At 39.7% G+C, this 12890-nt stretch carries 11 protein-coding genes and 1 pseudogene; 7 read left to right on the top strand and 5 right to left on the bottom strand.

The annotated features are described in order from the left end of the window. Positions 1 to 75: 75 nt before the first annotated feature. A pseudogene (locus tag EKM98_RS11165) lies at positions 76 to 1035 on the top strand (Ldh family oxidoreductase); the annotation flags it as partial. Between the two features lie 200 nt (positions 1036 to 1235). Here the strand turns inward: EKM98_RS11165 and EKM98_RS11160 are convergent. From EKM98_RS11160 to EKM98_RS11150, 3 genes are all read right to left on the bottom strand, one after another. Next, positions 1236 to 2633: a DHA2 family efflux MFS transporter permease subunit gene (locus EKM98_RS11160; RefSeq protein ID WP_225418577.1), complete on the bottom strand. Its 1398-nt coding sequence runs from the start codon at positions 2631 to 2633 to the stop codon at positions 1236 to 1238. A 312-nt stretch (positions 2634 to 2945) separates the two neighbouring features. Then, positions 2946 to 3737 carry an alpha/beta fold hydrolase gene (locus EKM98_RS11155; RefSeq protein WP_125982651.1) on the bottom strand — a complete coding sequence of 264 codons (792 nt, stop codon included), beginning with the start codon at positions 3735 to 3737 and terminating at the stop codon, positions 2946 to 2948. 437 nt (positions 3738 to 4174) lie between these two features. Next, positions 4175 to 5035: a helix-turn-helix domain-containing protein gene (locus tag EKM98_RS11150; protein WP_164512710.1), complete on the bottom strand. Its 861-nt coding sequence runs from the start codon at positions 5033 to 5035 to the stop codon at positions 4175 to 4177. 94 nt (positions 5036 to 5129) lie between these two features. Between EKM98_RS11150 and EKM98_RS11145 the strand changes: the two genes are divergently transcribed. The 5 genes from EKM98_RS11145 to EKM98_RS11125 all read left to right on the top strand — a co-directional run bounded on the left by EKM98_RS11145 (position 5130) and on the right by EKM98_RS11125 (position 9806). Then, positions 5130 to 5681, top strand: a complete 552-nt coding sequence (locus tag EKM98_RS11145; RefSeq protein ID WP_125982649.1) for a flavodoxin family protein — start codon at positions 5130 to 5132, stop codon at positions 5679 to 5681. After that, complete coding sequence (locus tag EKM98_RS11140; RefSeq protein ID WP_125982648.1) at positions 5674 to 6852, top strand: MFS transporter; 1179 nt, start codon at positions 5674 to 5676, stop codon at positions 6850 to 6852. Before EKM98_RS11145 ends, EKM98_RS11140 begins: the two co-directional genes overlap by 8 nt. Positions 6853 to 6862: 10 nt before the next feature. Beyond that, positions 6863 to 8095, top strand: a complete 1233-nt coding sequence (locus EKM98_RS11135) for an ATP-grasp domain-containing protein (RefSeq protein ID WP_125982647.1) — start codon at positions 6863 to 6865, stop codon at positions 8093 to 8095. A 185-nt stretch (positions 8096 to 8280) separates the two neighbouring features. Then, positions 8281 to 8835 carry a TetR/AcrR family transcriptional regulator gene (locus tag EKM98_RS11130; protein WP_125982646.1) on the top strand — a complete coding sequence of 185 codons (555 nt, stop codon included), beginning with the start codon at positions 8281 to 8283 and terminating at the stop codon, positions 8833 to 8835. Positions 8836 to 8852: 17 nt separating this feature from the next. Next, the gene (locus EKM98_RS11125; RefSeq protein WP_125982645.1) at positions 8853 to 9806 is read left to right on the top strand and encodes an alcohol dehydrogenase catalytic domain-containing protein; all 954 of its coding nucleotides are present in this window, start codon (positions 8853 to 8855) and stop codon (positions 9804 to 9806) included. A 218-nt stretch (positions 9807 to 10024) separates the two neighbouring features. Here the strand turns inward: EKM98_RS11125 and EKM98_RS11120 are convergent, their stop codons facing one another. Together EKM98_RS11120 and EKM98_RS11115 are read right to left on the bottom strand one after the other, a co-directional pair. Continuing rightward, entirely contained in the window at positions 10025 to 10753 is a 729-nt protein-coding gene (locus EKM98_RS11120; protein ID WP_125982644.1) for a hypothetical protein, read from the bottom strand. Positions 10754 to 10847: 94 nt separating this feature from the next. Further along, on the bottom strand, positions 10848 to 11714 hold the full coding sequence (locus EKM98_RS11115; protein WP_125982643.1) for a hypothetical protein: 867 nt from the start codon (positions 11712 to 11714) through the stop codon (positions 10848 to 10850). Between the two features lie 666 nt (positions 11715 to 12380). Between EKM98_RS11115 and EKM98_RS11110 the strand changes: the two genes are divergently transcribed. Next, positions 12381 to 12785, top strand: a complete 405-nt coding sequence (locus EKM98_RS11110) for an iron-sulfur cluster biosynthesis family protein (protein WP_125982642.1) — start codon at positions 12381 to 12383, stop codon at positions 12783 to 12785. The last annotated feature ends 105 nt before the right edge of the window (positions 12786 to 12890 follow it).

The following is a 12890-nucleotide window of genomic DNA, read 5'->3' as shown; positions in this document are numbered from 1 at the left end:
TGATCCTCCAATTTACTTCCTTAATTATACTAAATCAGAGTCTCTATTTAACTTGTACACTTTTTATTCTAGGCCCAGTCACATGGTGTGCAGCGTCTGATCATGTATGATGACTTCATTCAAAATGGTAAGATTCGCGTACATAGTAAACCAGAAGTCGTTAAGGAAACGGATGTTTCGGCAGTGGTTGACGCTCATTTTGGTCTTGGACAGTTAAACGGTATCTTTAGCATGGATTTGGCGATTAAAAAGGCAAAACAACATGGAATTGGTATTGTGACTACGCGGAATTCCGGTCACTACGGAATTGCCGGATATTACGCAAACTTGGCGGCGGAACAGGGGCTGATCGGGATGTCATCTTGTAATTCGCGACCAGCGATGCTACCGACACACGCTACTAAGGCCTTTGTTGGCACTAACCCGATTGCCTTTGCCATGCCGGCCAAGCCCCATACGTTTATCTTTGATTGTGCCACGACGACAGTTCCTCAAGGAAAAATTGAAGTTTATAATAAGTTGGAGAAGAATTTACCAGCATTGTGGGTGGCCAAAAATGGTAACGAGCCAGTCTACGATCATCGTGATCAGGCCTCCTTTAAGGCATTGCGCGATCCAGAGGCTAATGTTGGGTTAGCACCCTTAGGAGGTGTTTCCGAGGACACTGGCAGTCACAAGGGCTTTGGCTTGGGGATTATTGTTGAAGTTTTCACATCAATTTTATCAATGGGAAATATCTCAAATGAAATTACCCCAGATGACTTGAGTGTAGGTCCTTGCCAAAGTTTTACCGCAATTGATCCAACTATCTTTGGTGACAAGGAGCAAATTATTGATCGCTTTTCTCGTTATTTACAGAATATTCGCGAATTACCGGCTATTCCCGGCAAAACAATTTATGTTCACGGCGATAAGGAAGCAATTGCCTACAAAGATCGGAAGAAAAACGGCATCATCATTGACGATCGGACGTTAGAAGAAATCGTTGGGATCGCTACACGGTTGGGCGTTGACTACAAAACTGCAATCAGTTAGCCAGTGTTTAAAAAATGTCGGAAGGCACGTGAACCCCAATTTTTGGTGTACGTTCTAGAGTAATGTCCGCATAATAAGAGGCTTGGATTTTTGTCCAGGCCTCTTTGTGGTTTAATCCTGATCTGATAGTAGTGCTAATTGTTTGCTTTAAAAATGTTTTTACTGTGTTTTTCTAACTAATGGATTGTTTTAAATACTCGCTATTGTTGGGGCTTAGCCTTGATTGATAGGGCAAGCAAAGCAACGATCACAATTACGCCGAAGCTCAACCATAAGGCAAGTTGACTCCCATTAACCGTTTGGACCACCGAGGTTGCATTAGGCGTTAACCGGGCGCCACTGGCCAACATAACTGCCATGACCGTTGTTCCAAGTGAGCCCGCGTATTGTTGTAAAGTATTGAATAATGCATTACCATCACCGATTTGGGCCTGAGGAACTTGTTGCAATCCGAAAGTCAGCGAATTGTTGAACATGAAACTGAAGCCAATCATGTAAAGTACATTAAAAACAATAATCATCAGAATAGTTAAATGCTGGGCAAAGAGGGCGAATAACAGCGTGGACGCCAACAAGAAAACAGTTCCTAGTAAAATTGGTTGTTTGAAGCCACGGCGATCCATTAAAGCCCCCGCAATTGGTGATAATACAGCGGAAACTAAACTACCAGCTAGTAAAAGTAAACCGGAAATTAAGGCGTTTTGGCCTAAAGCCAATTGGGCGAAGTTTGGCAGTAAAAAGGACATGCCAATTTGAACAAACTGAATTAAAAAGTAGAGCAGTAACACTTTAACAAAGGTTTGATTTTTGAAAACTGACAATTGAATCAGTGGGTGTGCACTATGATTGGCCAGTTGAACAAAAATAGTGAAGGCCAGTAAGGCGAGAATTATTGGTAGATAGCATTCGGGTGCGCCAAGGCCAGCAGTTCCAGCGTTATTAAGGCCTAGCGTCAATAAAATTAGTCCAATTACCGCAAAAATAAACTGGAACAGTGGGAATCTTTGTTGTTGCGTGTCGGCTAACTGGGGCATATTTTTACTAGCGATTAACCAACAGATTGCCCCAATAGGAATTGTGATCCAAAAAATCACTGGCCAAGTAGCGAACTGCGTGATCAGACCGCCATAGGTTGGCCCTAGTGAAGGGGCCATAGCAATGATCATCCCAGCAGTTCCAGTGAATTTACCTTGTTGATGAAATGGGACCTGATGCATAATTAGTGCAAAAACTAACGGCATGGCAAAACCAGTACCTAAGGCCTGAATGATTCGGCCTAACAGAAGTATTGGTAAAATGGATGCCGTGGCGCATAGCAGGCCACCACAAATAAATGCGGTCCCACTGATATTGATAATCGTCCGCGTTTTAAAATTATTCTGAACAAAGGCCGCAACAATCATAGCGGCGGCCACCGCCAGTAAATAGGCCGTGGTTACCCATTGGACAGTGCTTAACGAAGTGTTAAATTGTTCCATGAGGGTGGGAAAGGTGACATTCATCGATGTTTCAACTAATACGCCACAAAAGGCCAGGCCGGCGGTTCCAAAAATGGCCAGTTTGGTTTGCGTTGGGACTTGTTTTTCTATTTGATGCAAAAAATAACCTCCAGAACCAAGGAAAATGCACTTCATGTAGTAAAAAACTACAGAAGGTACTTTTCAATGGTAACCTGAAGGCCACAAAGATATACAAGCACCGTACAGCAAATGAACGTGTCATTTTGCCTTGGTTAAATTTATAAATAATGATTTAATGTCTATCATACGCTATTAATCGGCGATAAAGCAAAGGAGAATTATAAATTTTTTTTCTTGGATAAGTTTTTAAAAAAGTTAAACCTGTTTTCTGAACACAGACTTAATTCATTTATAAATATAAACTGAGTAATACTTGGCCAGAACAACCAGTTATGCTTGGACAAAGTTAGTAACTAATTTGTTGAAGTGATCTGCTTCTTCATAAAATAGCATATGGCCGACGTTGGCAAAACTTTCAAATTGCCCTTTTGGTAATTCATCACTGACCTGTTTGACCAGTTTCCAATTAAAGAAACTTTTTTTGCCTGAGATCACCAAACTAGGGATTGTGATTGTTTTGATAACATCTGACCAATTGTTTACCATATGATTATAGAACAATGGGGCAATGAAATCAGTTTTACCCTTATTTGATTCGGCCAATAAATCCGTTAAGTCAATTGTTTTATCAATTACGATTCCCTTAATAAAACTACCGAGTGCTTCCTCTTTATTGGTGGATAGAGACTGACAAAAATCAAGCGTGGCCTGATAATTTAGTAGGCCTGAGGGGTTTTCTTTGGTAGCTAACGCCCATGCAGGTTCGTCAACGAAGATAAATTTGCTTAACCGATCATTTTGGAAAAGATCCCAGTATGACCAGCCAACGGAGCAGCCCATTGACCAGCCGAGATAAGTAACATTTGTTAGGTTCAATTGCGCTAATAACTCATGAATATCAGTTGCCAACCGGGAAATCCGGGCGCCACTATTAACGTTATTAGAATTACCATGACCGCGTAAATCAACGGTGATGACGTGGAAATGTTGGTTAAGTTCAGGAATATTTCTTTCAAAATATTTTCCCGAGCAACCGTAGCCGTGCACCAATAATAAGTTTTGGCCTTGACCTGATTCAGAATAATAAAGTTTTACATTGTCGTTAGTTTTAAAATACGACATCCAATCACCTCGCAAACTTAGCCTAGTTCAGATGATTAAATAATTCAATTTAGTGTTTTAGTGCACATTGTTTAACAGCCCACTTAAATCAAGTAAAGTTAAATTTCCCAGAGTCAGATTAATATTGCCAATGAAGTCAGTAATAATATTCTGTTGTGGCATAATTTGAAACTCTAGTAGTATTCATTCTTGCAATCTATTCTTTTAAACATTAATTTTGTTAAGTAAGTAGCCTGTAACCAGATTATTCTGGTTACAGGCTACTTTTATTTCGAAGTGGAGTGGATATTTTAAATACGTTCAAACTGACCTGAAAAATAATGTTTAAAACATGACCGGTGTCATTTAGCGCTTAGCGTTTTATTTGCGGCGGTAACAACTTCCGCAAATCTAATTCGGAATCGCATTCAAAATTTAAATGCAAGTCAGTTCTTTTCTTAAGACTGCCAGGTCTGAAACTTTTTTAGACGCTGCTGGTAAAGGCGTAACAGGTTTGGGGAATCTAATTGTTTAAATATTGAAAAGACTTCATTAATCGTTTGGTTTCCCAAGGCGGTTTCTTTTTTTTGCAAATAAATCAGGCCGTGAATAAAGTGTAGTTCAGTTTTTTCGTAAAGGTATTGCTCGTTATCAATGGTTTTGACCACTTGATTAGAAAAATAAACGGCGTTTTCCAGATCATGCTGATAGCAAGCCAGTAAGGCCGATTTCAACAAAATATAGGTGAAGTCTGCCTGGTGATTCCAGTCGACGTTTAGGGTGATTTCCCCATTATGAAGTAATTGTTTAGTCAAGGCGTAGACAGTTGGTGCGGGAAAAACATCCATGGTGCTCATGTATAAACGAATTTCGTAGTGGGTCCAGGTTTCAATGTTAAATAAAAAATTACTGATTTCGTGAATTTCAGTGGGCGTTAAATGCTCAGTGCGTGTTAAATGTTTTTGCTTCAAATAATTGAAATAATTATAAGTTGATTGATTTTGTTGCCATTTTTTAAAGTAGTCGTTAATCAATTGTTGGTGAGTAAGTTTTGTGATTTGGTCGAGGTAATCCTTAGTGTCATCAAAATAAAAAGCTTGGTGTCGGTGATGGTAGATGTTATCAATAAAAATAAATTCCGCAACGGAAACATTGATATTTAAAAGTAATGCGTAAAGTTTTGCAAAGCTAATGTTGGTTAGGTTTCGCTCAAAACGTGATAAAAAGGATTTAGAAACAATGTGGTCCGCTGCCTTTTGCATAGTGATATTTTTGGCCTCTCGTAGGCGCTTGTAAGTGGTACCGAAAGTAGTAATCAAATCGTTTTCACGCTCCTTGTGAACTATATGCAACAAGTATACGGCATTGGTGATCAGCATGCTAGACTTAAAAAATAAATGAGGAGATGGCGACATGAAAATAGTTTTGATCACTGGTAGCTCACGCCAAGAAAGTAATTCAACCTATCTGGCGAAGACGATGCTAGCGGGGGTACCGTTTACGGAGCTTGAGCTTGAAACGTTTAAGTTACGGCCAATTGTTGATCACCGGCACGATTGGGAGTGGCCCCGCCTGATTGATGATTATCCGCGCTTAATTAGATATGTTTTAGCAGCACAGGTCATTGTATTTGCCACACCAATTTATTGGTACGGCATGTCCGGCCTAATGAAGACCTTTATTGATCATTGGTCGGAGTCACTTAAGCTGGAGCAGAGCTTTCGGGAAAAGATGAAAGGCAAGCAGATTTATTTAGTCTTAGTTGGCAGTGATCAGCCACAAGAAAAAGGTCAGTTGATTGTCCAACAGTTTCGTTACATTTGTGAATTTCTCCAAATGACCTTTAAATCAGCACTTATTGGTGAAGCAAATCGACCTTTAGAAATTAAAAATGATCAGGCCGCCTTGCAACTGGCGGCTCAACTTGGTCACCAACTTAATGGTGAGGGTGAGCAGCATGCTTAATTTATTAAAAAATCATGAATTTAGAAATTTCTTTTTCGCGGACATTATTTCTAGCTTTGGCGTTGGCATGACCACTGTGGGTGCCAACTGGTATTTGTTAGCAGAAACGCATTCAAATCAGTATGTGGGAATTTATTTAACACTTAACGTGCTAGCTGGTTTTTTAATGGCACCACTTGCTGGGAGTATTACCGATCGTTTTTCCCGAAAAACCGTTATTTTTATAACCTTTTTGGTTCGCGGCGGGCTCATTGCTTTAATTGCACTTTATTTTGCAAGTACTGGTTTTTCACTGTGGTTAATGTATCTGTTGGCGTTGATTACAGGCGCCGGTTGGATTACTTACATGGCGGCCTCACGTAGTTACGTGCAAACGATGCTCCCCAAAGGAATGCTTGGTTCGGCCAATTCCTTTATTGAAATTTCCTTACAAGTTGGGATGTTTACGGCAGGCGCCGCATCTGGTGTGATCTTACATTACACTGGTTTTACGGTTATTTTAGTGATCAACGCCTTAGTCTTTTTGGTAAGTAGTTTACTCATCGTTAAAATAAAAAAAGATCCGCCTTCTATGACCCAGGGGATGAACAGTGGGTTAAAGGGTGGTTTAAAATATATTTTGCATAATCGCCTAATTTTAATTGTCGGATTGCTTTCAATTTTACCTTTGATTGTCACCCAACTTTTTAACGTATCATCACCAGACTACGTTGCAACAATACTAAGGTCCAACAGTGTTGTTTATGGTTTTGCAGATATGTCCTATGGGATTGGTGGGTTGGTTTCTGGCTTGTTAATGGCTAGTATCTTAAGAAAATTCAGAAAAAAGATAATTACGTTTACTTTATTTAGTATTGTCGTGCTAGCCTTGATTGTGTTGTTTCTTGGTCATCAGATTAGTCTAATGTACATTGCTAGTTTGCTTATTGGTCTGGCCAACTCATCTTTACGAATTGTTCTAAATACAATTTTAATGACACATATTGATAGTCAGTTCATGGGTCGGGCCACATCATTATGGAATGGGATGGCACAATTTATTGAGATTTTTGCATCAACTTACATTGGTGTTTTAAATGATTCTTACGGCGCAAATTATGGCTTTTTATGCATGGCGTTTATCATGGCAATTGGCATGATTCTGACGACGGCAATGCCGAAAAATAGTTGAGGTGTTGAATATGAAAAAAAGAGTTTTATTAGTTGAACCTAGTTTTTATGGCGTTGAATTTGTCCGTTCAGCTAAAAAATTGGGTTGTGAAGTAATCTGCCTTGTTGAGGACGCAACTGACCCTGAAAAATATGGTTATCAGGATTTATTTGATGATTTAATTATTGCCGATGTGCGTTCTGTTTCGGCAATTTTGACCGCAATCCAGGAGAGTCCTTATCGGCACTTTGCCGCCCTGATTCCTTGCACGGATTACGTTACCGCAGTAACCGCAGCGGTTGCTCAGTCTTTAGGTGTCTTTGGAACACCATTAGTAGCCGCCCAGGCCGCCCGTAACAAAGATCTTGCCCGACAGATCTACCAAAAGAAGGGTGTTAGCAGTGCGGCTTTTCAAAAAGTAACCACACTGAATAACGCCAAAACTGCAGCGAATAGAATTGGTTACCCGTTGGTATTGAAACCAACTAATACGGCCAGTAGTATTGCAGTTTTTTATATCCGCACCGCGGCAGAATTAGCACGTCGTTTTCAGACAATAACGCGACTTAAAACGAGTTATTTAGGCTTTCAAGTACGACATGAGTATTTGCTAGAAGAATTTCTCCAAGGGCCTGAATTTAGTGTGGAACTTTTTTTGCAACAAGGTCAGATTGCTTTTGCCGAAGTAACCGAAAAAAAGACGACACAACCACCATTTTTTGTTGAGACAATGCATGTTTTTCCAACTACTATTTTAAAAGAACAGCGAAGTAAAATTATTCAAACGGCCTTTGCTGCAGTTTTGGCGTTAGGTTTCCAAGCTGGTCCTACGCATGTAGAAGTGAAAGTAACGGCTACTGGACCACGAATTGTTGAAGTGAACGGGCGGCCAGGTGGTGATTCGATTACCTCGGACCTAGTTTATGATGCTTACGGAATTAATATTTTTACGGAGACAATCAAGCTGTATTTGGGTTTAGCGTTAACGTTGAAACCGAGCAAACGGAAGGCCGCCGCAACGGGTTTTATATTTGCAACTAAGGCCGGTATTTTTGAAAAAATTGAGAATCTGGCCTTGTTGGAAAACAACGCCCGGGTTAAACGTTATGTTATTGAAACTAAAGTTGGTACAAAGGTTAAAATTCCGGAAAACTCTGATGATCGCTTGGGCTACTTTATTGTTAACGCAGATACAAGTATTGCGGCCAAGCAGTTGACTAGTGATTTACAGTCGAGACTTAAAGTTGTGGTTCGATCAATTTAGTGATGCAAAACGGTTACGGCCAAAAAATTACCTTTGGTATCAATGCCGTGCTCCAAGTTGTTACTATTTTATACTTTAATGTTTTGGTAGCCGCTTAGTAAGGTTATAAATTGCGAACTCTGAAAAAATAGTATAGACTCATGTCATGAGTTAGATAAGTGAAAGACTTTAAAAGAGGTGAACGTTTGAAACGCAACCCATTAACACGACAAATTGTGCTGGATCAGGCCTTACAGATGGCCAGTGAGCAGGGCTTTAGTCAGGTGACCTATAATGGTTTGGCTCGCGAATTAGGCGTACAACCCCAGTCGCTTTACCGGTATGTAGTTAATATTGCGGATGTAAAGGCCGGTGTCGTAGCAGAATACATTAAGCATCTAATTGTTAGTTTGCACAAAAAATTGTTACCTTATTCTGGTAAGGAGGCCTTGCGACAATTTGCAATTCACTTTATTTCCTATGGTCAAACTAGTATTCCATTTGCGGAAATGATTAGTGGCCTAACTGAATATGGGCATACGCCGCAAGTGGTAGAACAACTTATGGACCTACGTAAAATATCGGTCACTATTATCAGTAGTATTACAAGCGGTCCGGACGATGTGAATGAAAATGAAGAATTGTTTTTAAATTTTATTATCGGTAATTTGGCCTTAGTGACAATGGGGTCACTAGAAGTCATTCATGATCAGAAAATATTTATGGAAAACGTTGATCGTGTTTTAACGCTAATCAAATAATATGAGGAGGAATTAATATGAAAGCAATCGTTTTAACAAAACCAGGGGACGCTAGTGTATTTGATTATAAAGAAGTTGCTACGCCGGAAGTTAAACCAGGCTGGTCGCTAATTAAAATCAAAGGATTCGGTATTAATCGTTCCGAAATTTTCACGCGTAATGGCTGGTCTCCAAGTGTGAAATTACCCCGAATTTTAGGAATTGAAGGCGTCGGCGAAATTGCTGCTACATCTGACGCAAGACGTTTACCTAAAGGTCAAAAAGTAGTTACATTAATGGGCGGCATGGGCCGGGCATTTGATGGCAGTTACGCCGAATATGCGTTAATTCCTAACGCAAATATTTATCCCGTTACAACTGATTTGAGTTGGGCGGATTTAGCGGCCGTTCCCGAAACCTATTTCACAGCTTATGGCTCACTGTTAAATCTGAAATTACAAAAGAATGATACGTTATTGGTTCGTGGTGCTACTAGCGGTGTTGGTGTAGCCGCCGTCAAATTGGCCAAGGCGATGGAGCCCAGCGTTAAAGTTTACGGGACAACGCGAAATCTTGCCAAAAGTGATGAATTGAAGGCGGCCGGTTTTGACGGTGTTTTTGAAGATAAGGATAACCAATTACAAGTTGATAATAAACGTTTCGATAAGGTCCTAGAGTTAGTTGGCGCGCTGACTTTGGCGAATTCACTGACCGCAGTAAAAGAAACCGGCATTATTTGTCTTACTGGTGAGCTAGGTGGCATTTGGACGGTAAAAGACTTCGACCCGATGGTAATCCCTACTGGTGCTTATCTGACAAACTTCGGCTCTGACAGTGTCACCGAGGCCAAGTTTAATGATCTTTTGAAATTAATTGCGGCACATGATCTGGATGTTTCACCAACGAAAACATTTGATTTGGCCCATACTGGTGCTGCAACGGCCTTTTTGGACAGCCAAGATAGTTTTGGTAAGGTTGTCGTTTTACCGTAATTAATAAATGATCACTCTATGAAGTTGGAGCATATTTTGGAGTGATCAAGTGTAAGCTAACTTGGTCGGAAAAGTATTAGTGAAGTAATCTTTAAACACGATTTAGATCGTTGTATTTATAAATAGTATTTCAAAAAGACCAGACTACCTCTTTTTTGCGGTAGTCTGGCCTTTTAAGTTAGCCATTATTATTCTGGATGGGCAAATAATGATGAAAGTTAATGCAAGTTAAGTTTCAATACGCGGGCATTACCGTTGGTGGTACCATTAACGCCGCCAGTTTTAACGTTAAGGTGGCCACGAGGAACTTTTGCAAAAGCTTGTCGAATGGAATCACCAGAGGCAAGGATAATGCGGAAAGTTTTGCCGGTGACACTTTGTCCTGGTGCTAACTTTAAATTAGCGGTGGCATCGTTAATGCCAATTTTGGCAGATTTTCTAATCCGTTTTGTTTTGTTTCCAGTCGTAACGCGGTAACGATCTTGCGGATTGCCAGATAGGCCTATAAATGTGATGGTGTGATTAGTGGTGTTTTTGATGTCAGTATTGACTAACAAGGCCACAAAATAATGGTGGTTAACCATCTTTGTTTCAGGCTGATCAAAAATCGCGTGATGACCAGCAGCAAAAACGGTGGGGTATTTTAATAAATTTTGTTGCGGCTCTGGCCCGCTAGCGTAAACGGTGGTGTAAAGATTACTGAACTGCAAACCATCACGAGAATAATTGGCGATGGGGATGGCATCTTTCAAAAAGGTTAAAATGACGCCACTACTACCGTTTAAATAGTCGCCTTTTTTGGTTGTGCTGGTCAGATTGCTAATCTTTTGTTTTTGGTAAGTTTGGTTGGCGGATTTAGTAGGTGCTGTGGCCGTAGCCGGACTAACGATAAAAAAAGTTAGCCCAGTGGCCAATGCAGTAATAAAAATTAAAAATTTTCGACGCACGTTAATGGCTTCCTCTATTGATTATAATTATTTTTATTATAAGGCAATTTAGATGGTGCGCCATTAGTTTATGCAACTAACTTGCACTATGTCATTAATTCGTTTGCATGCCGAAATTACTTAGCCAGCCTTGAACTCGATTCTGAATTTGGTTCAAAATATCAGAGCCACCGGTATTATCATTGGTAGTGCTTGATTCAGTGGGGTCTGATTCAGAAGCACTGCTGCCTGCCGAGTCCGTGGTAGTAGGCTCGCTGATACTGCTTGAATCTGCCGTCGAGGATGAACTACTCGTGACTTTATCCTTAATACTGGAAAAGGTACTGCTTAATTTGCCAGAGCTAGAATCAGTAGTAGAACTAGAATCATTCGTATTACTTGAACTAGTGTTATTTGTGTTGTTTTCAGTTTGTGCCGTGATTTTATCCTTAATTTGCTTATATTCCGTTGAATTTTTTCGAACAAAAGTGGCCGTTGAAGTACTACCCAACCCAGTAAGGGAGCCGTTGTTGGCAGTGAAGGTCACTTGATCATTGTCAGCGGTAAGGGTGTAATTGGCCGTATCGGCATCAAATGTGGCCTGATCACTAGAACTATTATCTTTAAACTCGCCTGTAGTTGCATTATTTTGCTCATTATTGGGAGTATAAGTATATTTACTGTTTTTGATTGTTAAACTACTAAGTTTATCAATGTTATCCGTTGTCGAATATGTTGTCCCACTGGCATTATTGATCTCAACCCAAGAGCCGGATAAGGATGAACGCGAACTAATCCAAACAAAGATACCAACTAAGATTGCAATAATGAAGATTAAAGAAATCCATAATTTTCGATGATGGCGGCGCTTTTTCTTCTTTTTATTTTTGCTAAGATTTCGTTCCATTTGTTTATTTTGTTGTTGTTTATTTTTCTGGTTACGTAATTCTGTACGACTCATAGTCGAATCATTATTCGCCATCTTTACAACTCCAATCAATTTGGCCCGTTTTATACGTTAGAATGCTTTTTAAAAGCCATTGACACTAGTTTATAACACTATCAAGAAGAAGGTGTGAAGATCAGCCGAAGGATAACTAAAGTTTTACTTAAGTCAGTTTCTTTAGCAAACTGAAATAGGTGTGAATGATTACCGAAAAGTGTGACCACCACTTTAGTCCGATTTAAATTAAATGAACTTTACTCGCTGTTAGGAAAATTATGGACATATGTGCGCTCAATGATTCAGTTTTTGGTAGGCTGATAATTATTTTAAAAAGGTTTTAGGAAAAGCGAAGGCATAAAATTATGAGGGGGACTAGGCCTGTTTGAAAACCTTTGTTTACTAGTGGCGTGATAGTTATTACGTGGCGAGGGTTTATTGATTATGTAAATACAGGTGAAAGAAATCAGGTCAGTGGCGGTACTAATTATTATCATATTAAAATAAGTCAATAAAAGTTGATAGGGTAATAATGTTTATTTTTTGAGCAAATAGATTGTGCAAAATCTAATTTTGCGATAGACTTATTGCTGTACCCAAGTAACAAGCATTAGAAAAATGACTTGTTAGCGTTGACTAGAGTTATTTACGTCAATCAATTTTACGATAAATAACCCCAATTACATTATAGGATGGTGGATGACAATGAAAATTAATATCAAACAAGCAGCCGCAACTTATTTAGCCGCTAAGATTCCGGCTGGAAAAAACGTTTTTCTGGCGTTAGACGATGGTTCAAACAAATTTTCCAAATTGGGCGGTTCTTGCTCGATTGGTAATAAATTTCAGTTAGTTGTCGCTGATCAGGCTGACGCTGAATACAACATTGGATTAGATAATAATCTCGGTTTGACGTTAACCACGGCGCAACCGGAAACTACTTTCTTAGGGAACGGTTTGGCTCTGGATTACAATAATGCAATGCTTAAGTTAACTGACGACAGCGGAATTCTGGATGGGGCCGTTACAGTTGAACCCTATACTGCACCAACGCAAGATCAGGAGGCTTTAAAGGCCGAAATGACTGAACTTGGCGGTAAAATTTGCTAAAAAATAGATAAGAATAACGCTGCCGAAATTGGCTCTTCGTCAACTGTTGTTGGTGAATCCAGATATTAGAGTTCTAATCACTTTGTGATTAGGGCTCTTTTGGTG

Origin of the sequence: Loigolactobacillus iwatensis, assembly GCF_003950295.1 — a bacterium.
In the GTDB taxonomy this organism is placed as follows: domain Bacteria; phylum Bacillota; class Bacilli; order Lactobacillales; family Lactobacillaceae; genus Loigolactobacillus; species Loigolactobacillus iwatensis.
Note: the sequence above shows the minus strand (reverse complement) of the source record. Positions and strands in the feature narration are given on the sequence as shown.